The organism is Giesbergeria sinuosa (assembly GCF_042652905.1).
GTDB lineage: Bacteria > Pseudomonadota > Gammaproteobacteria > Burkholderiales > Burkholderiaceae_C > Simplicispira > Simplicispira sinuosa.
Map to the genome: position 1 here is coordinate 188,981 of NZ_JBHSHJ010000003.1, position 22,354 is coordinate 211,334.

Here is a 22,354-nt window from a genome sequence, read left to right on the forward strand (position 1 = left end):
TGGCTGGAGAGATTGTTACCATGTCAAATTCGCATACCCTTCGTCCTTGGAGCATGGCCCTGTTGCTGGGTTTGTGTGCAGGGGCTGCCCTAGCGCAGCCGGTGTACCGTGTGGTTGGGCCGGATGGCAAAGTCACCTTCTCTGACCGTGCGCCCAGCTCCAATGCCGCAGCCGTCACCAGCGGTAGCACCAGTGCAGGGGCCAACAACGCCGGTAGCAGCCTGCCTTTTGCATTGCAGCAAATCGCCAACCGCTTTCCAGTCACTTTGTATACCGGCAACGATTGCGCACCTTGTGCCAGTGCCCGCAACCTGCTGGTGCAGCGGGGCGTGCCTTTTTCTGAGCGCACTGTCTCCAGCAACGAAGACATCGCTGCCTTGCAGCGCCTGAGCGGCAGCGCCAGCCTGCCATTTGGCACGATTGGCAGCCAACAACTCCGAGGGTTTTCTGATGCAGAATGGACACAGTTTCTAGACGCCGCCGGCTATCCCAAACAATCACAATTGCCCAGCTCTTACCGGCGGCCAGCCCCCGCCCCATTGGTCACAGTCCAGTCATTAGATCCAACACGGGCCACCCGCAACCAAGAATCCACCCCCACCGGGGCAGATGCTAACGCACCTCTGCCCAGCGGCCCCACGCCCAGCAACCCGGCCGGAATACGTTTTTAATCCATTGATGGACTGTGGTGCTTCAGCGACCCTCCTACCAGCCCGCATGCTTGCGGGCTGTTTGCTTTGGCCCCAACCTACCCAAGAGAAAAAAGCAGCGTTCCATTATGTTGGTTTCTATTGCATGATGGCCTATCGATGAGAAATCTGTTTTTTCAGGGGCCAGCGCCAACCAGTGCTGTTGGATGAGCCACCTTTCAGGACTACCGCCCCATGCACTTGCGCATTGCCCCGCCTATGGTGAGCTTGACGGCCTCTGCAGCCACACGGATCAGTCTGATTTATTTTGTGTTGGCCAGCGTATGGATATGGGGGTCTGATTGGTTGACTCAAGCCTTGCCCAGCCCAGAGGTCAATTGGTGGGGCTATGTCCAATCGTGGAAAGGGCAATTCTTTGTGTTGCTCACCACAGTGCTGTTGTTTTTACTGGTGGGCCGGGAAGAGCGGCGCCAAGCAGCCTTATTGGCCGAGTTGCGCGAGATCCAGTCACGGTTGGAGCACCTGGTGGATGTGAGCCCCACCGTCATCTACGCGATGGAACAGAGTGGTGCTACCCAAAACCGTCGGTGGACTTATGTCAGTGGCAATGTCCGAGGCGTGACAGGCTATGACCCCGAAGAAATTCTGGGAGCAGATGACTTTTGGTGGAGCCGCCTGCACCCAGACGACCATGCACGGGTTCGCGAGGCATTGGCAACGATGGAGCAAGGTGCAAACACCTTCGCCATGCACTACCGCTGGCAGCACCAAGATGGCTCCTACCGCTGGATGGAAGACCAAGCCTCCATTAACCGCGATGCAAACGGCCAAGTGCTGGAGGTGGTGGGCAACTGGCGGGATGTGAGCTTTGAAGTCCATGCCCGAGAGGAAATGCGCTCGCGGCAAGAATTGCTGGCCACTTTTGCCGACCATGTGCCTGCCGCAGTGGCCTTGTTTGACCGAGACATGCACTATGTGCTGGCCAGCCAACGTTGGCTGGATGATTACGGACTGAATGCCCAGCCAATGGGGGACGGTTCGCGTTATGGGTCATTTCCTCAGATGCCCCAACGTTGGCAACAGGCACATCAACAAGCTTTTGCTGGAAAAGTAACCCGTTGCGAAGAAGATCAATGGGTGCGTGATGATGGAGCGGTACAGTGGCTGCGCTGGGAGGCACGGCCTTGCACCACAGTGAACGGACAGGTACAAACCATTGCTATCCTGACCGAGGACATCACCCAGATCAAGCGCGATCAGGTGTTGTTGCAGGCCTCTGAAGAACGCTGGCGTTTTGCCATTGATGGCAGTGATTTGGGCCTCTGGGATTGGGATGTAGCCACCGGCACCGTGTTGTTTTCCACCCGTTGGAAAAGCATGTTGGGCTACGAAGAAGCCGAAGTGGGTTCAGCATTGTCCGAATGGGAAACCCGCGTGCATCCCGAGGACATGCCCAGGGTGATGGAAGATGTGCAGCAACTCTTGCAAGGCCACACCACGTTCTATAGCAATGAGCACCGTGTGCTGTGCAAGGATGGCCGATACAAATGGATTCTGGATCGAGGCAAGGTGGTGCAGCGTGATGACAACGGCCAGCCATTGCGCGTCATTGGCACCCACACTGACCTGACTGAACTCAAGCAACGTGAAGCCGCCTTGGACTTGCATGCCGGGGTCTTTATGAACAGCCTTGAGGCCATTGTGATTTGTGGCCCAGACAACACGATCAAGTCGGTCAATCAAGCCTTTACTGAAATCACGGGCTACAGTGCCGAAGAAGTGCTGGGGCACCCCCCCTCCTTCATTGCCTCAGGGCGCCACGATCAAACCTTTTACAACGAGATGTGGCGCCAAGTGCAAAATGCCGGACGTTGGCAGGGCGAGATCTGGAACCGGCGCAAAAACGGTGAAGTATTTGTGGAATGGCTGACCGTGAATGTAGATCGGGCATCCACCGGGGAAATACGGCATTACTACGCCATCTTTAGCGACATCACCCAGCGCAAGCAAGACCAAGACCGAATCAGACACATCACACAGCACGATGCCCTGACCGATCTGCCCAATCGTACCGTACTGCGTGATCGGCTGGAGTTGGCACTGTCCCATGCCCAGCGCCAGAGCGAACCTTTGAGCGTGCTGTTTTTGGATCTGGATCGTTTCAAGAATATCAACGATTCTTTAGGGCCGAGAGTAGGTGATGCCTTACTCATTGAGGTGGGCAAGCGCCTGCGCCAAGCCGTGCGCGAGCAAGACACCGTCTCGCGCCAAGGGGGGGATGAGTTCACCCTGCTGCTGCCACAGGTGAATGCAGATGGGGCCGCCCATGTCGCCCAGAAGCTGCTCGATGAGTTGTCCCAGCCGATGGAAGTGGGCAGCCATCAATTGGTGGTGCCGCCCTCTATTGGCATTGCGGTGTATCCGGCAGATGGCAAAGATGCCGATGGTTTGTTGCAGGCCAGCGATATGGCCATGTACCGGGCCAAAAATGCGGGAGGCAATACTTTCCGCTTCCATAAAGCCGAGATGCAACAACGGGTCAGCCGGGTGCTCCAACTAGAGAACGCCCTGCACCGTGCCTTGCGCAACGATGAACTGCTGCTGCATTTTCAGCCTCAGCTGCAACTCACCTCCAATGCCGTGATTGGTTGTGAAGCCCTGATCCGGTGGCAGCACCCAGAAATGGGGCTGCTCTCACCCGCCGAGTTCATCCCGATTGCTGAAGAAAGCCGTTTGATCTTGCCGATGGGCGATTGGGTGCTTCAGGCTGCGGCAAGCCAATGCAAAGCATGGCAACAAGCCGGATTGCCCCCCATTGTCATGGCCGTGAATGTGTCGGCCTTGCAGTTTAGCCAACCCGATTTTGCCCAGCGGGTAGACAGGGTGTTGCAAATCACGGGGCTCGATGCCTGTTGGCTCGAAATCGAGCTGACCGAGAGCGTAATGGCTGAAGACCCAGAACGGGTAATTGTCACCATACAACAGTTGCATGGCCTGGGCGTGCGGTTGTCAATTGACGATTTTGGTACAGGATATTCTTCGCTGGCCTATCTCAAACGCTTCAGTATTCACAAGCTCAAAATTGACCAGAGTTTTGTGCGCGACCTGATGACGGGCACCCACAGTGCCTCCATTGCCGAAGCCATCATTTCTATGTCGCGCAGTTTGGGCCTGTCCACCATTGCCGAAGGCATTGAAACGCAGGAACAGGCACAGTGGTTGACAGGTCGGGGCTGTGATCAAGGACAGGGCTATTTGTTCTCTAAGCCTATGCCCGCAGCACAGTTTCAGCACTGGTTTGGTGCCAAGTCTCAACAACCCTGACCTTACCTGCGGCGCCCAAACCGGAAACCCGAGGTGCGGCGCGATGAAGACTGGTATTGCACTTGTACGCTGCTAGCGGGGGGTGCCTGCCAAGCAAAAGCGGGTCTGGCGTTGTGTGTCGCTTCTGAAGGCCGAATGGCTGCGATAGTGGGACGGAAATATTCTCGGTTTTGCCGAAGCTGGCGCTGTGCTTCAGCCTCAGCCTGTTCTAAAGCAGCCACAGCCGCTTGGGTCATGGCCCGCGCATCGGCTTCGGCCTGTGCCTGTGCTTGGGCCTGCATACGGACTTGGGCTTCGGCCAAGGCTTTTTGATTCTGTGCTTCAGTCTCAGCCTTGTGGCGGGCGTAGCGGGCCTCATTGAGCAAAATATCGCTATCGACTTCTGGGCAATGGTCTTGTCCAGTCAGTGGCGCAAACACCATCGATGCCCCTGGCCCAAAAATGGGCGGTATGGTGGCACTAAAGGGGTAAGACATGTCCACAGGGGGGCGAACGGATTGGTGCAAGATCTTGCCGCCGCCATCACGCACCGTGTAGCAGTTCAAGGCCAAGGCTGGAGCAGATGCCATACTGGTGATGGCAGCAAAAGTACAAAGTAGGTGCAGTCGGCGCATATCCCGATTTCACCGGAGTCTTTTCCTGGCGTCAATGGGGGATATGCAACATCCATGCTGTTTGCTTGACATCCTCTCCGGGCTAAACCCCGGAGATTCCTACTGCTAGACGGCGATGCCCCGCCGCGAGAATGTTGCGTGCTGCATTCACATCGCGGTCGTGTACCGCACCGCAATCGCTGCACTTCCATTCCCTTATTCGCAAACCCGCCCTACCTTTCGGACTGCTGGCGGGTATGCTCCCGCAGCACGAGCAAGTTTGGGTTGAATACGCTTCGTTCACTTCCATAAAGACGATACCGGCCTGATGGCTCTTGTATTCCAACATCTTCTTTAGCGTGGCCCAGCCCGCATCCAGTGTGGACTTGGCCATTTTTGTTTTGACCAGCTTTGCGCTGGCTACGTCGCCCACGAAGATGGCGGCGTTTTCTCTCACCATCGTGGTGCTGAATTTGTGCAGCGCATCTTTGCGCTGATTGGCAATTTTTGCGTGGATGGCTTTGACCCGGTGCTTTTTATGCGCCCGTTGTGCTTTAGCCAGTTCCAATTCATGCTGGCGATACCAGCGGCCATGCTCTTTTTTTTCGTTTGACGCCGTGGCACAGTCTCTCAGGCCCAAGTCAATACCCACACTGGCCGTTGCCACTGTAGGCTTAGCTTGTCCCTTGACTACGATATTGAGATACCAACGCCCCCGGTGGTCTTGGCTAAAACTGCCAGAACGTAGCTCATAGTCTGCCAAGCCGTAACTATCCCAAAGGCTCCATTTCTGACCGGCAAAGGCGACTTGCCCTGCCTTGTACTGCAAGGCCCGCGCTTTGAAAGGAATCCAGCCCAAGCTGTATTTGCTGCTCTGGGGGTTGGAGACACGCCAGCACAGCTGGGCCTTTTTGAACTGCCTGCGGGCCTTGGCATAGTCTTCACACACTTGCTGCACGGTGGGCGAACCGATGTGTATGCCATCACACTTGCTGAAACCGTTGGTTAGCTTTTGCAGGTCGTAGCCCGAAAGCCACTGATGACGCTCACGGATGGCGCGGTGGCTGGTTTCGTTGCAAAAATTCCAGACCTGATTAACCTCACGCGCCATCGCAGATAGCACGCGAGCGTGTTTATCTTTGATGCGTAGGCGCAGGGTTTTGGTGCAATTCATGCTGTGCATTATGCTTAAACGCAGGGGGGTCTATGGCTCTCGACCTCGGGCTGAACCCCGAGGCTTCCCGCGCACTGGGTGATGGGGCTATGGCGAATCAGCCAAAGCTAAAGCCCGAGAGCACCCTGTCCATGACCCGATCGGCATAGACGCGCTGTCCGGGGTCTTGGCCTGCGGCCCCCACAGCCACCATCAGCGGCAGCAAATGCTCTTCACCGTGGGGTGGATGGCACAGACGCGCAAAAGGCGCCTGCTCCCAGTTCAACAGCGCCTGACGGCGGGTGGTGGGATCGGCCTCGAGTGCGCTGGTCAACCAACGGTCAAATTGCTCCGACACCGGCCCATATTGCGGATCACCACGGGTGCGCAGGTTATGAAAGCTCATGCCGCTGCCAATGATGAGCACACCTTCATCGCGCAATGGCGCCAGGGCGGCCCCCACTTGCAGATGCAGTTCGGGATCGAGGTCGTGGCCTAGCGAGAGTTGCACCACTGGAATATCTGCTTGCGGAAAGATCAGCATCAGTGGGATGAACATGCCGTGGTCAAAACCACGTTGGGCATCGGTTTTTGCGGGCAACTGTGCCTGTCCCAACAGGTTCACTATCCGGTCGGCCAAAGCAGGCTCACCGCGTGCGGGGTATTGCAAGCTGTAAGTATGGGGCGGAAAACCGTAGTAGTCGTAAATCAACTCGGGCTGTACGCCACTGGTGACGCTGAGTACCGGCTCCAGCCAGTGCGCTGACACCATCACAATGGCTTTGGGGCGCTGCGGCAAGGTGCTGGCTGCCGTGCGCAGATACTGCTCCATGAGCTTCCAAGCATCGGGCGGATTCCAGTCCATGAAGAAGCAGGGGCCACCACCGTGCGGGATGAACCAAGTGGGCATCCGGTGGTGGGCACCAGGGGGCAGGGCTGAGGAGGTGGTAGGCAGGGCAGACATGGTGTGCATTCAAAACAACGATGTCTGCATTGTTGCCGCAGTTGCATCAGCCAACCGCCAAAGGGCTATTAGGGCGGCTGCCAAGGTGCAGCCCTTATAGCGATTGATCAGCCGTTGCGGTTGCGCATCCAGTCGGCGGTTTGCATGAAGCTCTCGTTGAGGCGTTCGCGCAGCGGCTCAGGAATGCCGGTCTCGCGCATGGCCTGATCCATGCAAGCGACCCATTGGTCGCGCTCTTTGATACCAATCGAGAACGGCAAATGGCGGGCACGCAGACGAGGATGGCCTACCCGTTCGACAAAGTAGTCGGGGCCACCCAACCAACCACACAGAAACCAGAACAGTTTCTGCTGCGCTTCGTCCAGTGTGGTGCCGTGGGTGGCCCGCAGTTCAGCGTAACCGGGTTCCAAATCCATCAGAGCATAAAAACGCTCGGTCAGGGCTTGCAGACGTGGCTCACCGCCAATGAGTTCAAAGGCAGTGACTTGGGTTGTCTTGGAGGGGGTCTGGTTGTCGGTATCCATATTTTTCAGAACAGGCTGGGTGTGGGGCTTATTCTGCCGCACGGCGCAAGGTGGTCATCACAGAACGCTGCAGTATTTCCCGCAAGCCCCACCAACCTGCCGCCCATGCCAATAAGGCTCCAGCCACACTGCCAACAAGGGGCACCAGTGCAGAAGCCGTCCATGTAAAGTCAAAGACATAGCGTGCCAAGGCCCACCCCACCACCACAGCCACACTGCTGGCCAATAATCCAGCCAACAGACCAATACCTGCCAGTTCTGCGCGTTGCACTTGGCGCAACAGGCTGGCACGGGCACCCAAAGCCCGCATGATGGCAAATTCTCGCGCCCGCTCCTCACGCGTGGCCGTTACGGCGGCAAAGAGCACCACCAGTCCCGCTGCCAACGTGAAGAGAAACAGAAACTCTACCGCCCGCACCACCTGATCTAGCACGCGCTGCACCTGTGCCAGCGTAGCACTCATATCAATCTGGGTGATGTTAGGAAATTGACGCACCAAAGCATTGTCAAAACCTGCCACTGTAGGCGCTCGATATGCCGCCAGATAGGTCATGGGAACATTGGAGAGCTGATCGACGGGATACATGGCAAAGAAATTGGCCCGCATTGATCCCCAATCAACCTTGCGCAGACTAGTGATGCGCGCATCGGTCATGACACCAGCAATGTCAAACCGCAAGCGATCACCCAGCTTCAAACCCAAGGTTTGGGCGATGCCCTCCTCCATGCTAATGGCATCCTTTTCTCCCGCCGTCCAGCGCCCAGCAACAATCTGATTGTGCGCAGGAGCTTGGGTGGCCGTGGAGAGGTTGAACTCCCGATCTACCAAGCGTTTGGCACGGTCTTCGCTGTAGTCGTTGGCATTGACGGGACGGTCGTTGATAGCTACCAAGCGTCCGCGAATCATGGGATACCAATCGTATTGGCGCACACCAGCCCCATCCAGCGCCCCCCGAAACGCCGCTGCCTGATCGGGTTGGATGTTGATGACAAAGCGGTTGGGAGCATGCGCCGGTGTGGCTTGGCGCCAACTGTGGATGAGGTCAGTGCGCAACAACACCAACAGCACCAAGGCCAGCAAGCCCACGGCCAAACTGCTGATCTGCACCACAGCATAGGCTGGCCGGGCCGCCATCTGCCGTGTAGCCAATACCAGCCAACGTGGGGCACTGTGTTCACGAACACTATGGCGCAACAGTTTGACGGCCAACCAGCCCAACACGGCAAACAGTGCCACCGCCACAGCAAAGCCGCCTACGGCAATCAAACCCAAGCGACTGTCTTGGCTTACCACCAGTAGCAGTGCGGCAAATCCCACCATACCCGCAGCCAGTGCCACCAAAGAAGCAGGCCGCAAAGCACCCACCTCACGCCGTATGACGCGCAAGGGCGGCACTTGGGCCAATTGCAGTACGGGCGGAAGGCCAAACGCCAACAACAGCGTCAGGCCCACGCCCAAGCCCAGCAGTGCGGGCCACAGACTGGGGTTTGGCAAACTGGCATCGAGCAGGCCTGCCAGCAACCACACAAAGCCGTGGTGTACTGCCCAACCCAATGCCACCCCCAACGTGCTGGCACACAGGCCCACCAGTGCAAACTCTACCGCGTAGCTACCAGCAATGGTGCGTTGGCTCTGACCCAACACCCGCAGCAGTGCCGAAGCGTCCAGATGGCTGGCTGCAAACCCCCGCGCCGCCAAAGCAACCGCCACCGCGGACAACAATGCGGCCAGCAGCGCCACCAAGTTCAGAAATTTTTGGGCACGCTCTAGCGTTTGCTGCATTTCGGGGCGGCCACTGTCGAGCGACTCCACACTCACCCCATGCACAGAGGGCTTTTGTGTCTCTTGAACAGCCCAAGCCTTGAATTGTTCTACGGCAGCCTCCGGCCCCGCCAAGGCCATCCGGTATGTGATTCGACTGGCAGGCTGCACCAGCCCCGTAGCCCTAAGATCGGCCTCATGAATCATGACCCGTGGTGCAAAACTCAAAAAGCCAGAGCCCCGGTCTGGCTCCACAGTGATAATCCGGGCAATGCGCAGGGTGGTATCCCCCAACAACAAGGGCTGCCCCATTTGCAAACCCAAAGCCTCTAGCAGTGCACCATCTATCCAAGCTTCACCAGGTGCAGGGATGGCTTGCGTCGGGTAGCCTGCACCGTCTGGTGTATCGGCCACCTGAAGTTGCCCCCGCAGCGGGTAACCTGGCGAGACGCTTTTGAGGGCCACCAGTTTAGCCATGCCACCTTGGGCATCACTGGCCCGGGCCATCGTAGGAAAACCCAAGGTGTTGACGTTTTGCAACCCCAGATTTTTTGCCTGTTGTGCAAAGGCTGCGGGGGCAGGCTGGTCACTGACCACCACCACATCGCCCCCTAACAATTGCCGCGCATCGCGTTGCAGCCCCCCCTGAAGCCGATCAGAAAAAAAGCCTACAGAGGTCAATGCCGCCACAGCCAGTGTGACAGCCACCAACAGCAGACGCAACTCACCAGCCCGCCAATCACGCCACAGTGTGCGCCACCCTAAAAAGAAAAAGGTAAGGTTCATCGCACTATGACTAGGGCACATAGATCAAAGTTCGGCCCAAGCCGGGATATGTTCCCAAAAGGCACCAATCTGTGTGCCCCGAGAGGCGGCCATTCCTTTGGCTACTGCGTAATGGTGCAGCGACTCTTGGAGTTTGCACAGCGCACTGACCCCACCCACCAAAAACAGACATTCGCCAAGCAAACGCAATTGCTGACGGGCCTCTTCATCGCCTTGGCAGGCTCGGTCGGACAAGACAAAAAGTTCGGCCAGTGGTGTTTGCATGCTGAGATGGATAGAGGTGGACGGAAAACCCTGAATTATCCGGGCAGATATCCTCACACCTCCTCAGGAGCAGCGCCCCGGCGGCCACACCCCAACGATGCCAGCATGTTCTGCCCTGCTTTTCAGGCCGTTTGGGCCTGCACGAGCTGGAGCTCGTGCCATCATTTGCTCACGCATAATGAACTTCTGCACCTTGCCAGTGATGGTCATGGGCATGTCTTGCACGATGCGGATATAGCGTGGCACTTTGTAGTGGGCGATTTGGTCGCGGCAAAAGCCCCGAATGTCGTCCTCGGTGCAAGTGTGGCCGGGCTTGGGCACAAGCCAAGCACAAATCTCCTCGCCATATTTCATATCCGGGACACCAAACACCTGCACCGACTGCACCTTGGGGTGGCGAAACAGGAATTCTTCGATCTCGCGTGGATAGACGTTCTCCCCCCCACGAATCAGCATATCCTTGGCGCGGCCCACAATGTTGCAATAACCTTCCTCGTCCAAAGTGGCAAGGTCGCCCGTGTGCATCCAGCCGTCTTGCACCGCCTCTTGAGTACGATCAGCATCACCCCAATAGCCCTGCATCACAGAGTAGCCCCGTACCAGCAACTCCCCCTTCTCGCCCACCGGCACCACCTGCCCTTCAGCATTCACCACCTTGGCTTCCAATAATGGCTGGATACGGCCCACAGTGGCCACGCGACGTTCTAGCGGATCGGTGGTGGCACTTTGGAACGAGACAGGCGAGGTCTCTGTCATGCCGTAGGCAATGGTGATCTCTGAGAGATTCATATGGGCCACCACGCGCTTCATGGTCTCGATAGGGCAAGGAGATCCTGCCATGATCCCAGTGCGCAAGTGCGACAGATCAAACTCGGCAAAACGCGGGTGGTCTAACTCGGCAATGAACATGGTGGGCACACCATGCAGGGCGGTACAGCCCTCTTCGCTGACCGCTTGCAATGTCATTACCGGATCAAACGACTCCCCCGGAAACACCATCGTCGCGCCCACGGAGACACAGGCCAACACCGACATCACCATGCCAAAACAGTGGTACAAGGGCACCGGCACACACAGCACATCCGCATCGGTAAAACGCATGGCTTGGGCCACAAAACGGGCATTGTTCACCACATTATGGTGGGTCAGGGTGGCTCCCTTGGGGTTGCCTGTAGTGCCACTGGTGAACTGAATGTTGATGGCATCGTGGCACGACAATCCTGCGCCCACCGCATCCAAGGCAGCCACATTCAGTTGTGCTTGGCCCTGCGCCAGCAGATCGCCATAATTGAGCATGCCCGCAGTATGCCCATCACCCAGCCGAATCACGGCCTGCAACATCGGCAAACGAGCGGCCTTTAATGCCCCTGGAGCGCAGGTGGCCAACTCAGGGGCCAAACGCTGGAGCATTTCTAGATAGTTGGAGCTCTTGAGCTGCTCGGCTGTCACCAGCGCACGGCAGCCTGCCAATTGCAGCGCATATTCCAACTCCGAAACCCGATAGGCGGGATTGATGTTGACCAGCACCACCCCGATACGGGCGGTTGCAAACTGCGTGACCACCCATTCCACCCGGTTAGGTGCCCAAATACCCACCCGATCCCCTGCCTGCAAGCCCAGCGCCAAAAAGCCTGCCGCCAACGCATCTACCTGCTCCTGCAGTTGTGTCCAAGTCCAACGCACCCCCTGCTCCCGAAAGACAACTGCCAACTTGTCTGGAAAGCGCCGCACGGCATCGGCCAAAAATTGTGCAATGGTGGCCTCAGACAGGGCTGCATCGGTGCGCCCCTTGACCTGCGACAAGCCATGCTGCGGTGCAATATTCCAGTCTTGGACAACGGATGCGGTCATTGTTGTGTCTCCTGCTTCTCGCGTACGTGAAAAAAATCAAATTGTGCAGACACGAAACACACCAAAATGGACAAAATGGTTGCAAAACCAACCCAGAGAGGTTCTCCCATGTCCCCAACGTTTCTTTCTCGTATAGCCATCATCGGTGCCTTGGCTGCGCTCGTCACTGGTTGTGCAGTAGACGACCCCTACTACTACGATGATGGCCCATCGGGCGCTCCGGTGTACCGAGACCATTACTACGGTGGCAGCCCCAGCTACTACGATGGCCGTCACAACGATTACCACCGCAGAGACAACTACTACCGCAATGACTGGCGTGATCGTGATGATCGGGGTGGACGCCATTCCGTGCGGCCCGACGCCAGAGATAACCGTGATGGCCGTGATGGCCGCGACGCACGGGATGGCCGCGATGGACGTGATGGCCGCGACGGCAGTCGCCCACCCCGGCCCCAATCGCCCACACAAAACAACCCACCACCACGCAATCCACAGCAGGGCCATGCCCAGCCCCCCCGGCCTAACCCTCCGCCACAGGTACACAACAATCCACCACCACGCCCTAACCCCCCGGCCACGTCCCATCCACCCGCCAAATCAGATCGCTACAACCCCAAGACCGGCCAGCACCTGCCCAGTGCCAATGACATGCCCTGATCACACGGTGCCTCCACTGCACAGGCCTTGCACTACGGTGGGGTAACGCAGCGACAAGCGCAGCTCTTGGCGCAAACGACGGTTCTCTAAACGGCGCGACTCCCCCATAAAACTCCACAGGAGCGGGGGGAGTTGCTCTTGTGCCTGATGGCGTGACCAACGCGGAGGTCTGGGCAACCCATAGAGATCAGCGGCCAAATCAAAGTAGTCCCCCATGCGCAGTTCGGTGTTGTCGCTGGCATGGTAAATGCGCTGTGCAGCACCACGCCACAGGGCCAATCGACAGGCCTGCGCCAAGTCATCTGCATGGATATGGTTGGTAAACACATCCTCGTTGGCTTGTAATACTGCGGTGCCACGCAACAGCCTCGCCCGTGGCGTTCCTCCTTCACGGTCTGGGGCATAAATGCCTGGCACACGCAAAATACTGACCCGCACGCCCGCTCGCCCCAAATCCCGGCGCAAGACGGTTTCTGCATGCACACGCCGCTGCGCGCGCGCTGTGGCTGGGGCTACGGGGCGGGTCTCTGCCACCCAAGCACCCGCACAATCCCCATACACACCGCTGGTAGAGGCATATACCAGCGCCTGTGGCAAACGCCCCCGGCGCAGGCTGCGTGCCAAAGCCAATGTGCGTGGATCATGATGCAAAACACCACCATCCGCCGCTTGCCCCGGTGGCGGTGCCAAATGCAGCACATGGGTAGCCAAGCCCGCCAAGCGGCGCAAACTCGAAGACTGATCCAAATTGCCCAATAAAGGCGTGATGCTGGCAGCACGCAATACCGGCAACCGCTCTGGGCTGGACGTCAAGGCGTAAACCCGACCACGCAATGCACTCTTGGTTAGAGACGACGCCAGGCGCTGCACACGCAAACCCACATCACCACAACCAATAATCAACCACCGAGGACGCCGAAAACGTGCAGGCAACGCCCTGCGCAAGCCAACAAAAGCAGTAATAGTCATGGTATTGAACAACACACACGCAAAAAACGCAGGCAGACAGGACAACATGGCATTCCTGCCCGGATATAAATGCCACAGCATTGACGATCTGGCTGAACAGGCAAAATCCACCTTGTTCAACCTGTTTGATCTTCCAAGGATACCCAGCCCATGAGCAACACAACTGCCACCGTACAAATTACCGTGCAACCCAGTGGGCGCACTTTTTCTGCCCAAGCAGGCGAAACCATCTTAGAGGCCGCCATCCGCAACGGCATCGGCCTGCCCTACGGCTGCAAAGACGGCGCCTGCGGTTCCTGCAAATGCCAGAAGCTAGAAGGTGACGTGCTGCATGGCGACTACCAAGCCAAGGCCATGAGCGCCGAAGAAGCGGCTGCAGGCTTGGTGCTAACCTGCCGTGCCCAAGCCCAATCCGACGTGGTGCTGGAGTCACGCCAAGTCACAGACGAAAGTGCCTTCCCCATCAAACGGATGCCCGTGCGCGTCAGCACCCGCACACAGCTCTCGCATGATGTCATGCGGCTGCAACTGCAATTGCCCGCCAACGATCCCTTCCGTTACCACGCCGGACAATACATCGAGTTTATTCTGCGTGACGGCGCCCGTCGGGCCTATTCAATGGCCAATGCTCCCCACACCCAAGCGCAAGCACCCAGCATAGAACTGCACATCCGCCACATGCCCGGTGGCCGCTTTACCGATCATGTCTTTGGCGCACTGAAAGAAAAAGAGATTCTGCGCATCGAAGGGCCGTTTGGCAGTTTTTACCTGCGTGAAGATAGCGACAAGCCCATCATTTTGCTGGCCTCGGGCACCGGCTTTGCCCCCATCAAAGCCTTGATCGAGCAGTTACAGTTCAAGGGCAGTACGCGGCCAGTCCACCTCTACTGGGGCGGGCGCCGCCCAGCCGACCTCTACATGGACACTTGGGTACACGAACAAGTTGGCGCCATGCCAACACTACGCTACACCCCCGTGCTGTCGAACACGCTGCCCGAAGACGGCTGGACGGGCCGCACAGGCTTTGTCCACCAAGCAGTATTGGACGATTTTGCCGATCTGACCGGCTACCAAGTCTATGCCTGCGGCGCCCCCATTGTGGTGGACTCGGCACGGCACAGCTACACCCAAGAGCGCAACCTGCCAGCCGAGGAGTTTTATGCCGATGCCTTTACCAGCGAGGCCGACAAACAGCCACAGGGCTAAATCAGCCCTAACTCAAGGCAACAGCTGTTTTTCTAAGCGCCAGATCCCCCGCAACACAGCGTAGCTCTGGCGCTGCCCAGCCACAGCCTCTTGGCCCAGTTCCAATTGCAACTCCACCCCTTGTGGTACCTGATAGCCAAGCGTGGTGGCGGTGCGATGGGCACGGTGGTAGCGATTGAGCCGGGTTTCTGTGGCCAACAAAGCAGCGCCCGGCCCCTGCAAATGGTGGCTGGCCTGCACATGTTCAGTGCGGACACCCCATTCCCAACGTGGGCGCCATTGCCAACGCGCATCCAGCCAGCCCCCATAAGATGTTCCCCGGTAAGCAGCATTTCCGTTGGCGGATGCCAGCCCCCCCTGATCACGACGCCACCAGCCAGCAGCGGTAACAACCCACGGCACATCATGGCCCCGCCAACGGGCGCTGGCAGCCGTCAGATCAGTGCTCCCCGCAAAGCAAGCCACCTTTCCGACCGTACTGTCATTGCACAACGGTGACGCATGGCTATGCCCTCCACCCACATTGCTGGTGCGGCTCCCACGCCCCTCAGGCTCCCAATGGGCAGCAAAGCCATCCAGCGCCAGCTGGCCCTGGGCCATAGGAACGACTGTACCGATATGGAGGGCAGGCACCACTGACCCCTGTGCTGCCCCCGGAAAGACGGCTCCTTTCCACAACCCCACGTCCACCGTTGCAGGCCACTGGGCCAGCGCACCACGCCAGCCCAGTTGCACACCATCATCCATCCAGTCACCGCCCAGAGTCGCTTGCTTAGCCAATGGCATCAAAGCAAAGCGGTCAAAGTGACCCGCACTCTCCAACACCACACCCATCGCAGGCCGCTGCCGCCCTGCAGTGAGTAGCCAAGTGGTCTCTCCCTGGGGTTGACGCATCTGCACCCAAAATGCTTCTGTGTGTGCGCGGTCACTCCCGTGCTTGCCTATGGCGGCGTAAGCCATCCACTGTGGGCTCCAGCGCCAAGCAGCATCCAATACACCGTGCTCCAGCCCCCAATGTCGCCGGTCACTGCCCTCATCGCCCTGTAACAAAAAGCCATCCATGCGCGCTGAAGGCAAAACAGCGTCTGCATGGAGGTAGGTGACGGCTACAGCCGCACCCACACGCAGACCATGCTGCTCCTGTGGTGCTGCCTCTGCCAGCTCGGCACTGCCGTGCGCCACCGCCCACAACGGACAGCCAGCCAGCAACGCCGCCACAGCGACCTTACGGGCGCGGCCACGGATTGGCATAGCGGGAATCGGTAAGAAATTCATGGTCGGTCAATGTCTTGAGAAATGCAACGATGTCGGACTTGTCCTGAGCGTTCAGGTCGATCAGGCTCACCAGTTCACTTTTGTGCGGGTTTTGGCGGCCATCCCCAGCATGGGGGCCAGTAGTTATGTTTCTGCCACCGGCAGCATAGAAATCCAGTACATCTTCCAGCGTAGCGATGGTGCCGTCGTGCATATATGGGGCTGTCACTTCCACATTGCGCAGGCTGGGTGCACGAAAAAATCCCATGTCCTTGACCAACGCCGTTAACTCAAACACCCCCCGGTTATGCTCTGGAAACGCCCCTGTGCCTCCCAAGTTGTACAGCCCTGTATTGTGAAAAGGCGTCTCCACCATCCGGCTGGCGGCATGGACGATCTGGTCGTTAAAGTTAAAACTGCCGTGGCAGTGAAAGCACTCGGCCTTCTCACCAAAAAACAAGGCCATACCGCGTGTTTCTGGCACCGACAACTGCACCTTGCCCTGCAAATATTGGTCATAACGGCTGTGCCCCGACAGCAATGAACGCTGAAAACTGGCAATGGCCTGAATCACATGCCCCCAATCGATAGGCGTGACCACCCCAGGAAACGCTGCTGCAAACTTGGGCGCGTAGACCGGCTCGGCACGCAAACGCTCCAATACCTCGGCCCGGTTATGGTCGTTCACACCCATCTCTACTGGATCGTCACCAAACAGCGGGACCTCCATCTGTTTTTCTAAGGTGACTAAGGAGGGATTGGCCCAAGTCAGCGTGGCGTTGTAAACCACATTGGCTAAACCTTGGGCACCACGCGGATGCACCACACCAGTAGAGCCTACGGCCTGCGCCAAGCCGTCCGTAAAGGCTTTGTCTTGATGGTGACAACTGGCACAAGATTGGGTGCCATTGCCCGACAAGCGCCGGTCATAAAAGAGATGGCGGCCCAGATCTACCTTGGCCTCGCTCATCGGATTGGTCTCCGGCACCTTGGGCACCGGAAAATACGCCGGTAACGTCCACTGCCAACCGTCACCTGATGGCTGCACCGTATCATCGATCGATACGCCGCCCCCTCCGCCACAACCAGCCAGCACAACAACCCCCAACAGGAGGCTGCCAGCCAGCCAGCGCAGCGCCTTGTGTGTGCGCTGCGCGGTGCTCATCGCGCTACAGGCCGGAAAATAGTTTGCGAAACACCTGCCGCTATAGGTAAGCCTGTGCCCGTACCATCGGCTTTCCAATCAATAGCCAATGCCCGGAACACGCCTACACATTCAGGGTCAGTGCCACCCGACATGCAGCCAGCGGCCCCGCCCAAGTTTTTGGTCACGTCATTGCCCGCGACCAAGGCTTGTATGTCCAACGCAATCTTTTGCTGATCAGGGTTGAACGAGGTCAGACGCGCCTCCATCCGATTGGGTGCCTTGCATTGCACCGTCTCTCCGGTAGCGGGGTTGCCGACACAGCCAGTCGACCCCAAATGCACTGCAAAAGTCTTGGCTGTCCAATTGCCCGTAGCGCCCTCGGGGTCGGTCAGTTCAATCTTGGTGAACTTGCGCCCCGACTGCCAAGACCAAGCCATTGCACCAATATCCAACGGCGGCTTGGCTGTGGCCACATCAGAATACAGGGTGTGGTTCAGTGCAAAGGGCACCCCCATCGTCAATTTGAGACCCACGTAGTTTCCAGCAGGCACCGTACCGCGCACCACCGCATTGGTGGCTGGCGTGCCACTGCTACAAGCACCAGTGGCATTTTCTAGGTCAATCAAAGTGACGCGGTCGGTACCGACTGTCAAATTCCAATGGTCATTGGCTGACAAGGTCAGTGGTGTTTCTGTGCCATCGGCTTGCAACAACGCCAGATTAGAGACGTAGAAGCGCAAATCCTTGATTTGCGCAGGCGCACTGCCAGCACCCAACCCCGCCACCACCGTACCGCACTGCACAGGCGTATGGCCTGCCACCGCCACAAATTCCAGTGCCACCTCACGGGTGCTCGCTGCACCATCATCACTACCACCGCCACCGCAAGCTGTCAGAGCCGTCGCTGCCATGGCAGACACCCAGGCAGACAAAGAGAGAGAAGAAAACTTGAACATATCCATCCCGACAATAAATCGATCAAAACCAGTTTGTGTATCTGTAGCCCGACCGGGGCTTTTTCTGGCATCAATGGCTGTGGCCTGACGACTTGGATGGTCGTGGCTGCTGCACCCAAACAACAACCTCTTGTGGGCCAGCATGGGCAAAATGCAAAGTCAGCACAAAACGCTCACCCAGCACCAAAGGACGCTGTAGCCCCTGCAATACCAACGGTGCGGCTTGGTCATGGCGCCAGGCTTGTGCAGAGCGAGCAGGCAAGGCAATCGTTACAGGCAGTGGCTGTGCCCCACCACCATGCACAGCAACGTGCTGTAGCCGCACCACTGGTGCTCTAGGTGTTTGTGCAGCCACCAAACGATCTTCTTGTGCGCCCTCATTGCGCAGAGAACGGAAATACACCCTGCCCTCCGTCTGACCAGGCTCTGTGGGCAAGGCGTATGGGTGGTCAATTTGCAATGCACCAACCGCCACACCATGCGACTGCACAGGCCCAGCAAAGGCCACGCTCGCCCATACCAGCCACGTCAATACCTTTTGGGAGCGCGCAGCCATCCCATCCCAAGACCACACCATGAGACCCATCCTTACAACCTTGCACGCGCAAGCCAACACCACACACCACCACTGGCCATCTAAACCAGTTGTGCGTCTGTGGCGTACGCAGCCAAGCAATGAAGAAAACACCCACAACCCACACACCCACCTTGAATCAGGGCAGGAACAAGCCGGATGACAAATACACGACAAAAGACAACCCCACCCGCAAGGGGTGGGGATGTGAAATCAAGGGGTTGTCAAGATGAGAAAGGCGGGCCACGCGCTGGCATGGGCGGAGCCACCAGCGCAGCAATGCGGGCCGCTGGAATGGACTGCATGGCATAAGCCAGCGATGTATCCAGCAATGAGGGCACTTGTGCCAAAGGAGGAGGAGCCAAGGGGCTCTGGCACAGAGGACAATCCAGCACTGTATAACCAGATTGCACATCGCCGTTGTTGTCTTTGACCAGCAACTTCATGCCATTGTTCATGGAGCAGACCAACTCCATGGATTGCTGCCCTGTGAGGGGAGCAGCAATGGCAGAACTCAAAGACAGCACAAAACACGCCAGCACCCAGCGGATGACAAAAGGCATGGAACGAAGTTTGTGCATTGGCCCATTATTCCATAACCAGCGCAGGGATTTAGCGCCAGTGCCCATGAAATTCAACCCAACAGACGTGCCAAAGTCAACAAGGCCAATAACAACAGCCACACCACGACCGAACGCCAGACCAACCCAACAACGCTGCGCAAATGCCCCACCTCTGGCTCTCGTCCTGGGGTGCGGTCACTGTCGCCAATATCTGCATCTACGGTCATTCCTGGTGGGGCTGGCAGAGCCTCTACCCGCAGTTTCAGTGCCTCCCCCCCCAAGCGGACATTGATAGCACCCGCTGTGGCGGCCAACACGACACCATCGTTGTCGTTGGGAAATCGCTGGGCGTGGAAACGCCAACCATCAATAGCCTCTTCAAAACTACCGACCACGGCAAAACACAGGGCTGTCAGACGGGCAGGCAACCAATCAATCATTGTCCAAGAGCGCAAAGCCACCGCCTGCAAAGCCAAACTGGCGGGTGCGGCCAAAGCGCCACGGCGGGGTGCCCAAAAACGGGCAACAAATTCAGCCATGCGATAAAACACCGCCCCAGCAGGCCCAAGCCCCAATGCTGCCAACAAAGAAAACCACGCCAGCACACCAAACACATGGCGATGCGCCGCCAAAACCGAATATTCGATCACATGGCGCACCATCTCGCTGCGAGGTAAATGGGCGGCATCGACCTGCTGCCACTCGGCCAGCAACATGCGTGCACGCTCTTGGTCGTCTTCTTCCAAAGCATCGCGCAGACGGGTGAAATGGTGGCTAAACTGGCGAAAACCCAGTGTCAAATACAGCACCACAACGCTCCACAGCACGGCAAAAGGCCAGCCCACGCTCCACAGCAGCAACCAATGCACCGCCAAAGCAAGCAGGGCTGGCAGCACCACCGCCAACGACCAAGCCACCCACGCATGGTGGGGCTTGCCAGCATCAAAGTTGCGGCCTACCAAGAGCGCCCAAGTGCGCAATCCGGCATGGATAGGGTTGTGTGCCGCCAGCGGACGCGCCTGCTCGATCAGCAAGGCAAACAGGATGGCAAAGAAACTCATGGTTCCATCATACCCAGCCACTTCTTGTGCATGGCCAGACGACCCGCCTCAAGCCTGTAGGAAGCGGTAAAAATTGCGTAACATGCCCGCCGTAGCCCCCCAAATGTAGTGGGTCTTCTCACCATGTTGATAAGGCATAGAGAACCACTCACGGCGCACGCCCTGCCACTCAAAAGCATGACGCCGATGGTTGGCTGGGTTCATCAGAAAAGCCAACGGCACTTCAAAAATGTCAGCCACCTCGTGGGGATTGGCATGCAAGGTGCATTGTGGCTGCACCAAAGCAACCACTGGTGCCACCACATAAGCCGACCCAGTGACATAAGTGGGCAATGTGCCAATGACCTCTACCCAATGCGGCTCTAAGCCAATTTCCTCCTCGGCTTCGCGCAATGCCGCCGCCGTCACAGACGCATCTTCTGGATCGACACGCCCCCCTGGAAATGCCACCTGCCCCGAATGGCTGGACAGGTGCATACTGCGCTCGGTGAGCAGCACCGTGGGCTGCTCCCGCAACACAATGGGCACCAGCACGGCAGCAGCGGCCTGTGATCGCTCAGAAAAGGCAGGCTCGTACAGCACTTCGGGCTGCCAATGCAGCGGGGGCTGGGCAAAGCGTTGGCGCAATGCCTCTGGGGTCTGTGCCAACGCGGGCACGGGGGGTAAGTGGCTATCTATTCCCAACACAGGCACCTGCTGGGGATCAAAACTGGGCAATCGAGAGCGGGAGGGTGTGGAAGAGAAGGCAGTCACAGCAAACCAGAGATTGAAAAACAAAAAGCCGCTACAGGCAATGCTGTAGCGGCTGATGCGCTCAAGGCGGCGGGGGAAACAGACTTTATGCTGCTGCCACGGCTGCAGGAGCCTTGCGCTGGGGCAACTTTTCTTTGATACGTGCCGACTTACCGCTGCGCTCGCGCAGGTAGTACAGCTTGGCACGGCGCACATCGCCACGGCGCTTGACTTCGATCTTGGCGATCAGTGGGCTATAGGTTTGGAACGTACGCTCCACGCCTTCACCGCTGGAGATCTTGCGCACGGTGAAGCCGCTGTTGAGACCACGGTTACGCTTGGCAATGACCACTCCTTCGTAAGCCTGTACGCGCTTGCGGTTGCCTTCAACCACATTGACGCTCACGATGATGGTGTCACCGGGGGCAAACTCAGGGATATCTTTGTTGAGGCGGGCGATTTCTTCCGCTTCCAGGGTTTGGATCAGGTTCATGCTTGCATCCATCGATCATGTCCGCGCCATAAGTGGCATTGTCGGGATTGACGTTTTGCCTTGCGGTGCAAGGCGGCCGGCCAGAGGATCGAAAAGCCAAAGATTATAGCTTGCCCGGCAAATTGCGCAGTAATGCCTCGTCGGCAGGCGACAGGCGTCCCGCAGCGCGGGCTGTGGCAATCAGCTCGGGGCGGTGCTGTGCAGTAGTACGCAAGGACTGATCACGGCGCCAGCGTTCAATCTGCGCATGGTGACCCGACAACAAGGGGGCAGGCACCACCTCACCTTGCCATTCTTCAGGGCGGGTGTAGTGTGGGCAATCGAGCAGACCATCCAAGGCCGGATTGAAGCTGTCGAGCTGGTGGCTGCCTTCATCATTGAGCACACCCGGCTGCAAACGCGCCACGGCATCCAACAAAGCCAACGCGGCAATTTCCCCCCCCGACAGCACAAAATCTCCCAAGCTGATCTGTGCCGTGACATAGCGATCGATAAACCGCTGGTCAATGCCTTCGTAACGACCACACAGCAAAATGGCACCGGCACTGCCTGACCACTGCGCTACAGCCGCATGGTTAAGCGGCACACCTATGGGTGCAAACAGCACCACGGGCACGGGTGTTGTTGCTTGCGCCCGATCCGCCTGAATGGCGGCCAGACAACGCTCCAGCGGCGGGGCCATCATTACCATACCGGGGCCACCACCAAAAGGCCGGTCGTCCACACGACGGTAATTGCCCTCGGCGTAATCCCGCGGATTCCACAGCCGTACATCGACCAAACCGGTGGCATAGGCCCGCCGGGTGATACCGCTGACCAAGAATGGAGCAAACAACTCCGGAAACAGGGTGATGACATCAAAGCGCAT

20 protein-coding genes and 1 pseudogene are annotated in these 22,354 nt (G+C 58.0%); 4 read left to right on the forward strand and 17 right to left on the reverse strand.

Annotated elements, in window-relative coordinates; all coding sequences use genetic code 11:
- Positions 1-20: 20 nt before the first annotated feature.
- Complete coding sequence (locus tag ACFO6X_RS05520) at positions 21-671, forward strand: glutaredoxin family protein (RefSeq protein WP_382430874.1); 651 nt, start codon at positions 21-23, stop codon at positions 669-671.
- 213 nt (positions 672-884) lie between these two features.
- Positions 885-3,974, forward strand: coding sequence for a sensor domain-containing protein (locus ACFO6X_RS05525; protein WP_382430876.1), 3,090 nt, complete (start codon positions 885-887; stop codon positions 3,972-3,974).
- 2 nt (positions 3,975-3,976) lie between these two features.
- Here the strand turns inward: ACFO6X_RS05525 and ACFO6X_RS05530 are convergent, their stop codons facing one another.
- The 7 genes and pseudogenes from ACFO6X_RS05530 to ACFO6X_RS05560 all read right to left on the reverse strand — a co-directional run bounded on the left by ACFO6X_RS05530 (position 3,977) and on the right by ACFO6X_RS05560 (position 11,871).
- Positions 3,977-4,588, reverse strand: coding sequence for a hypothetical protein (locus ACFO6X_RS05530; RefSeq protein WP_382430878.1), 612 nt, complete (start codon positions 4,586-4,588; stop codon positions 3,977-3,979).
- An 82-nt stretch (positions 4,589-4,670) separates the two neighbouring features.
- Positions 4,671-5,741 (reverse strand): RNA-guided endonuclease InsQ/TnpB family protein, encoded by a 1,071-nt coding sequence (locus tag ACFO6X_RS05535; RefSeq protein ID WP_382430880.1) that lies wholly within the window; start codon positions 5,739-5,741, stop codon positions 4,671-4,673.
- Between the two features lie 97 nt (positions 5,742-5,838).
- A complete protein-coding gene (locus ACFO6X_RS05540) occupies positions 5,839-6,684 on the reverse strand; it encodes a DODA-type extradiol aromatic ring-opening family dioxygenase (protein ID WP_382430882.1) in 846 nt (281 codons plus the stop codon).
- Positions 6,685-6,791: 107 nt separating this feature from the next.
- Positions 6,792-7,208 carry a group II truncated hemoglobin gene (locus tag ACFO6X_RS05545; RefSeq protein ID WP_382430884.1) on the reverse strand — a complete coding sequence of 139 codons (417 nt, stop codon included), beginning with the start codon at positions 7,206-7,208 and terminating at the stop codon, positions 6,792-6,794.
- A 28-nt stretch (positions 7,209-7,236) separates the two neighbouring features.
- Complete coding sequence (locus ACFO6X_RS05550; protein WP_382430886.1) at positions 7,237-9,756, reverse strand: ABC transporter permease; 2,520 nt, start codon at positions 9,754-9,756, stop codon at positions 7,237-7,239.
- Positions 9,757-9,780: 24 nt separating this feature from the next.
- The gene (locus ACFO6X_RS05555; protein ID WP_382430888.1) at positions 9,781-10,020 is read right to left on the reverse strand and encodes a hypothetical protein; all 240 of its coding nucleotides are present in this window, start codon (positions 10,018-10,020) and stop codon (positions 9,781-9,783) included.
- Between the two features lie 122 nt (positions 10,021-10,142).
- Positions 10,143-11,871 (reverse strand): annotated as a pseudogene (locus ACFO6X_RS05560) (AMP-binding protein).
- Positions 11,872-11,979: 108 nt separating this feature from the next.
- On the opposite strand from ACFO6X_RS05560, the gene ACFO6X_RS05565 reads away from it, so the two are divergent.
- Positions 11,980-12,531, forward strand: a complete 552-nt coding sequence (locus ACFO6X_RS05565; protein WP_382430890.1) for a hypothetical protein — start codon at positions 11,980-11,982, stop codon at positions 12,529-12,531.
- On the opposite strand, the gene ACFO6X_RS05570 is transcribed toward ACFO6X_RS05565, so the two are convergent.
- On the reverse strand, positions 12,532-13,500 hold the full coding sequence (locus ACFO6X_RS05570; RefSeq protein WP_382430892.1) for an SDR family oxidoreductase: 969 nt from the start codon (positions 13,498-13,500) through the stop codon (positions 12,532-12,534). It abuts the gene before it with no gap.
- A 150-nt stretch (positions 13,501-13,650) separates the two neighbouring features.
- Between ACFO6X_RS05570 and ACFO6X_RS05575 the strand changes: the two genes are divergently transcribed.
- Complete coding sequence (locus ACFO6X_RS05575) at positions 13,651-14,706, forward strand: CDP-6-deoxy-delta-3,4-glucoseen reductase (protein ID WP_382430894.1); 1,056 nt, start codon at positions 13,651-13,653, stop codon at positions 14,704-14,706.
- Between the two features lie 12 nt (positions 14,707-14,718).
- Here the strand turns inward: ACFO6X_RS05575 and ACFO6X_RS05580 are convergent, their stop codons facing one another.
- The 9 genes from ACFO6X_RS05580 to trmD all read right to left on the reverse strand — a co-directional run bounded on the left by ACFO6X_RS05580 (position 14,719) and on the right by trmD (position 22,354).
- Positions 14,719-15,957 carry a hypothetical protein gene (locus tag ACFO6X_RS05580; RefSeq protein WP_382430896.1) on the reverse strand — a complete coding sequence of 413 codons (1,239 nt, stop codon included), beginning with the start codon at positions 15,955-15,957 and terminating at the stop codon, positions 14,719-14,721.
- Positions 15,932-17,125, reverse strand: a complete 1,194-nt coding sequence (locus ACFO6X_RS05585; RefSeq protein ID WP_382430898.1) for an MbnH family di-heme enzyme — start codon at positions 17,123-17,125, stop codon at positions 15,932-15,934. Before ACFO6X_RS05585 ends, ACFO6X_RS05580 begins: the two co-directional genes overlap by 26 nt.
- On the reverse strand, positions 17,122-18,018 hold the full coding sequence (locus tag ACFO6X_RS05590) for an MbnP family copper-binding protein (protein ID WP_382430900.1): 897 nt from the start codon (positions 18,016-18,018) through the stop codon (positions 17,122-17,124). Before ACFO6X_RS05590 ends, ACFO6X_RS05585 begins: the two co-directional genes overlap by 4 nt.
- A gap of 115 nt (positions 18,019-18,133) precedes the next feature.
- Positions 18,134-18,640: a copper chaperone PCu(A)C gene (locus ACFO6X_RS05595; protein WP_382430902.1), complete on the reverse strand. Its 507-nt coding sequence runs from the start codon at positions 18,638-18,640 to the stop codon at positions 18,134-18,136.
- A gap of 221 nt (positions 18,641-18,861) precedes the next feature.
- Complete coding sequence (locus tag ACFO6X_RS05600; protein ID WP_382430904.1) at positions 18,862-19,218, reverse strand: hypothetical protein; 357 nt, start codon at positions 19,216-19,218, stop codon at positions 18,862-18,864.
- A 53-nt stretch (positions 19,219-19,271) separates the two neighbouring features.
- Positions 19,272-20,261 (reverse strand): CobD/CbiB family protein, encoded by a 990-nt coding sequence (locus tag ACFO6X_RS05605; protein ID WP_382430906.1) that lies wholly within the window; start codon positions 20,259-20,261, stop codon positions 19,272-19,274.
- A gap of 48 nt (positions 20,262-20,309) precedes the next feature.
- A complete protein-coding gene (locus ACFO6X_RS05610) occupies positions 20,310-21,014 on the reverse strand; it encodes a CoA pyrophosphatase (protein ID WP_382430908.1) in 705 nt (234 codons plus the stop codon).
- An 85-nt stretch (positions 21,015-21,099) separates the two neighbouring features.
- Positions 21,100-21,486, reverse strand: a complete 387-nt coding sequence (gene rplS, locus ACFO6X_RS05615; protein ID WP_382430910.1) for a 50S ribosomal protein L19 — start codon at positions 21,484-21,486, stop codon at positions 21,100-21,102.
- Positions 21,487-21,589: 103 nt separating this feature from the next.
- The gene (trmD, locus tag ACFO6X_RS05620; RefSeq protein ID WP_382430912.1) at positions 21,590-22,354 is read right to left on the reverse strand and encodes a tRNA (guanosine(37)-N1)-methyltransferase TrmD; all 765 of its coding nucleotides are present in this window, start codon (positions 22,352-22,354) and stop codon (positions 21,590-21,592) included.

Coding starts and splice junctions, on each gene's coding strand:
- ACFO6X_RS05520 (WP_382430874.1), top strand. CDS start 21: ATGTCAAATTCGCATACCCTTCGTCCTTGGAGCATGGCCCTGTTGCTG.
- ACFO6X_RS05525 (WP_382430876.1), top strand. CDS start 885: ATGCACTTGCGCATTGCCCCGCCTATGGTGAGCTTGACGGCCTCTGCA.
- ACFO6X_RS05530 (WP_382430878.1), bottom strand. CDS start 4,588: ATGCGCCGACTGCACCTACTTTGTACTTTTGCTGCCATCACCAGTATG.
- ACFO6X_RS05535 (WP_382430880.1), bottom strand. CDS start 5,741: ATGAATTGCACCAAAACCCTGCGCCTACGCATCAAAGATAAACACGCT.
- ACFO6X_RS05540 (WP_382430882.1), bottom strand. CDS start 6,684: ATGTCTGCCCTGCCTACCACCTCCTCAGCCCTGCCCCCTGGTGCCCAC.
- ACFO6X_RS05545 (WP_382430884.1), bottom strand. CDS start 7,208: ATGGATACCGACAACCAGACCCCCTCCAAGACAACCCAAGTCACTGCC.
- ACFO6X_RS05550 (WP_382430886.1), bottom strand. CDS start 9,756: ATGAACCTTACCTTTTTCTTTTTAGGGTGGCGCACACTGTGGCGTGAT.
- ACFO6X_RS05555 (WP_382430888.1), bottom strand. CDS start 10,020: ATGCAAACACCACTGGCCGAACTTTTTGTCTTGTCCGACCGAGCCTGC.
- ACFO6X_RS05565 (WP_382430890.1), top strand. CDS start 11,980: ATGTCCCCAACGTTTCTTTCTCGTATAGCCATCATCGGTGCCTTGGCT.
- ACFO6X_RS05570 (WP_382430892.1), bottom strand. CDS start 13,500: ATGACTATTACTGCTTTTGTTGGCTTGCGCAGGGCGTTGCCTGCACGT.
- ACFO6X_RS05575 (WP_382430894.1), top strand. CDS start 13,651: ATGAGCAACACAACTGCCACCGTACAAATTACCGTGCAACCCAGTGGG.
- ACFO6X_RS05580 (WP_382430896.1), bottom strand. CDS start 15,957: ATGCCAATCCGTGGCCGCGCCCGTAAGGTCGCTGTGGCGGCGTTGCTG.
- ACFO6X_RS05585 (WP_382430898.1), bottom strand. CDS start 17,125: ATGAGCACCGCGCAGCGCACACACAAGGCGCTGCGCTGGCTGGCTGGC.
- ACFO6X_RS05590 (WP_382430900.1), bottom strand. CDS start 18,018: ATGGCAGCGACGGCTCTGACAGCTTGCGGTGGCGGTGGTAGTGATGAT.
- ACFO6X_RS05595 (WP_382430902.1), bottom strand. CDS start 18,640: ATGGTGTGGTCTTGGGATGGGATGGCTGCGCGCTCCCAAAAGGTATTG.
- ACFO6X_RS05600 (WP_382430904.1), bottom strand. CDS start 19,218: ATGCACAAACTTCGTTCCATGCCTTTTGTCATCCGCTGGGTGCTGGCG.
- ACFO6X_RS05605 (WP_382430906.1), bottom strand. CDS start 20,261: ATGAGTTTCTTTGCCATCCTGTTTGCCTTGCTGATCGAGCAGGCGCGT.
- rplS (WP_382430910.1), bottom strand. CDS start 21,486: ATGAACCTGATCCAAACCCTGGAAGCGGAAGAAATCGCCCGCCTCAAC.
- trmD (WP_382430912.1), bottom strand. CDS start 22,354: ATGCGCTTTGATGTCATCACCCTGTTTCCGGAGTTGTTTGCTCCATTC.